The sequence below is a fragment of the Pseudomonas sp. P5_B2 genome (assembly GCF_056400445.1).
Genome location: NZ_JBFULH010000664.1, coordinates 1 through 2,138 on the forward strand (window position 1 = coordinate 1; position 2,138 = coordinate 2,138).

Annotated in this window: 1 protein-coding gene and 1 pseudogene; one reads left to right on the top strand and one right to left on the bottom strand. The window is 52.7% G+C overall.

The genetic code is table 11. The features are described 5' to 3' along the window. Positions 1 to 1,023: 1,023 nt before the first annotated feature. A pseudogene (locus AC1DRJ_RS25360) lies at positions 1,024 to 1,419 on the top strand (transposase); the annotation flags it as partial. Positions 1,420 to 1,549: 130 nt separating this feature from the next. On the opposite strand, the gene AC1DRJ_RS25365 reads toward AC1DRJ_RS25360, so the two are convergent. Beyond that, on the bottom strand, positions 1,550 to 2,138 hold a 589-nt coding region (locus AC1DRJ_RS25365; RefSeq protein ID WP_477804576.1), incomplete at its 5' end, for a hypothetical protein.

Here is a 2,138-nt window from a genome sequence, read left to right on the forward strand (position 1 = left end):
GACTGAAGCAATGTCCATGGTGGCGTTCTGCCCACTTAGAGAGGAGTATGCTGACTTCGTGAGAAAGATTTTGCAATTGGTCAGCATGTCGGGCACATAGATTTTGGGCTTACTGCTGGCGTGCGCTACGTTGATATGGCGACCAGATCCTACCTGCTAAAGAAAGCCGCATTGGCGGGATGCATGCCAAGTCGTTCAGCTATCACTTACTCCCAGCTTGAAGCGGAGCAACTGCAGGAAAAGCTCTTACCGCTGCGGCTGGATGAATACGAGACAGTCAGTGACTCGCAGTTCGAGCCGAGCTTGGATTTTGCCCTCATATTTCGGGACTGCTGCCTGTACTTCTTGATTTATTCAGTCTCTGGACGATTCAGGATTCAAGTATCTCGAAAAGCGCTGAAACCTGTACCTGATCTGAAAAAGTTTTAGTCGCTACCTTCAAGTTTGACGTGCAAAAGGAAGTCATCAACCTAGAGGTCACACGAGAGCGCATTCACGCTACGCCACGCTGCACGCCATAGCCCGAGCGATGAAAGCCTTGGAGGTAGGTACGGGTGGCTGATACATTGTGAGGTCCTGTCGCTGACTTGGTAGGAGCGGAGTCATTCGGGATGATCAAATGTTTGTTCACCCCGAGAGGAGGGACATTGATTGAGTGACATAGCCGGAAGGTTACGTTGCGGGTATCCGTGCTGATAGTGTGGATACCTGCGTGATATTGAGCTTAGGCGGCCGATAGCTAGGGGCGAGTGACTACTGCGTAATTGCATCGAATTGACCACCCTTTTGCATTCGACCTGACCAGGCATTTGCATTCGWTYTGATMAMCGATTGCATYGGATTTGACCAGTACACTTTGTCACCATGATCGGCACAGAACGGCTGATTCTGTTGAAAAAGTAGCTCCCCCGTTTGGCCTGCGGCAAAATTGCTTCATTGGTCGGCGGGGGATCACGCAGCATGATGTGACAGCTATCGAGTGGGCAGGAGCGACTGTTTTGCTCCTTCAACCTTTAAGATCACATCCCAGCCAATCACCTTCTGCGCAGCATTGATCAGTGCCTCGATCTGAGCGACTTGCGCCATTACTTCGCCGATTTTTCCAGCCCGATTGGGCGTCCGTCGATTGACCCTGAGCTGATGATCCGCATGCTGATCGTAGGCCATTGCTACGGTATTCGCTCCGAGCGGCGGCTGTGCTAAGAGATCCATATGAACCTGGCGTATCGCTGGTTCTGCCGGTTAAGCCTTGAAGATGAAGTCCCCAGTCACTCGACCAAAAATAGACACGGCCGTTTTCGGGACAGCGATCTGTTTCGCTGGCTGTTCAATGAAGTGCTGCGTCATTGCATGGACGCCGGCCTGGTCAAGGGCGAAGGCTTTGCCGTGGACGCCAGCATCATCAAAGCAGATGCCAGCGTGCTGCTGGAGCGTATCAAGGCCGAACATGCGAGTGTAGGGTCGTAAGACAGTGGTTTGATGGGTATGCATAAGTGCCTGCTTCCAACATCAAGGAAGCAGGCATATCTGCCTGGAGAGGAAACGCTCGTCAGTTGAGCAGTCCGGTCAACAGCTTGGTAACGCCTTCTTTGCTCTTCAGATCAGTGAGGTTCACGCCTTTGAGTTTCTCACCGACTTTTCTGAAGTCTTTGAATGTGCGCTTCAGCAGCTCGGTTTCATCCAGCCCATGGCCGCTTTCCAGCATGTACTTGACGGCGGCCAGCATCGCGAAGGTGATGACAACGGCAATGACTGCTGCTGCCACATCAACGACACCGGTAGGCGGCAAAAACGACTTGGCCCACAAGAATGCGGTGGTACCGATACTTTCGCCGGCAAACGTCGGCAGTAACGTGAGCGCCGAGCTCTTGCTCAAGACACTGCCCGTATACAGGTAATGCAGGGAGGAAATAGCAACAACCTGGGTAGCGGTGATGTACACGGCGCTACCAGGGATAAAGGCTTCTCCAGCCACTGAGACTAACGCCGCCGCAATAATGCCCAAGGCATATTTGTTCTTGTCCCGAAGGTGCCGGGCCATCAGCAGCGCCTTTTTTTCCTGCGCTAAAAAATCGAACATGACCTCCCGGATTTCTTCGATGCCGCGAAGCACCATCGGAGCGTCTTTGCGCATCTTG